Below are 897 nucleotides of genomic sequence, written 5' to 3' on the forward strand. Positions count from 1 at the left end.
GCACGGCACCGCGCACGGCCTGGGAGACGGCACGCACGGCGGCCCGGCGCACCGGGGCGGCGGCGCGCGCCACGCCGGGCAGGGCGCGGCGGATGACCATGCCGGCCAGCACCGGGGCGGCGGCATCGATGCCGTCCTCGTCCAGGCCATCCACGAACTCGTCGAAGGCCTCGAACTCGTCGGCACCGTCGGCCAGCAGGCGGCCGGCCACATTGGCCAGGCGGCCGATCATCTGCGCCTGCGGGATGGGGATCATGCTGGCGATGGGGCCGACGGCGCGGGCCACGCGGCCGACGCCACGGCCGACGCCGCGGGCGATGCGGCCCAGGCGGCGGAAGAATTCGTCGCCATCGCCGGCATCCATCGCATCGGCGACGGCAGCCTCGAAGGCGTCGTCGCCCTCGTCGCCGTAGTCCTCCCCGGCGGCGTCGTACTCGTCGTATTCATCGCCTTCGTCGAACTCATCGAATTCGTCGAAGCCCTCGCCGCCACCGCCGCCTGCGCCGCCCCCGAGCAGGCCGCCGGCCACGCGGCCAATGCCGCCGAGCAGCCGGCCGATGAATTCATCGCCCTCATCGCTTTCGTCGAACTCATCGCCCTCGTCGAATTCGTCGAACTCGTCATAGGCATTGCTGGCGCGTGCCGGGCCTTCCGCGGCGTCGGACATCAGGTCGTCCATCACGTCGGCTTCGAATCGGTCCATGGTGATCTCCTTGCAGTGGTGTGCTGGGTTAGCGGGGCGTGACCGTCAGCGCGACGGGGCCGTCGATGTGGAAGGTGCGGGGGCCGCTGATGCGCCGGGTGCGCTGGCCGCGCCCGACGCGGTTGTCGCGCGCCAGCGGGGCCGCGCCCGGGCCGGCACTGGAACTGCCGGCGCCAGGGCGGCCGGCCCGGGGG

The 897-nt window shown here is 73.4% G+C and carries 1 pseudogene; it reads right to left on the reverse strand.

The annotated features are described in order from the left end of the window. Positions 1-703, reverse strand: a pseudogene (locus AC07OY_RS28930) (hypothetical protein); the annotation flags it as partial. Between the last annotated feature and the right edge of the window lie 194 nt (positions 704-897).

The sequence above is a fragment of the Roseateles sp. GW821-FHT09H10 genome, from assembly GCF_059415865.1.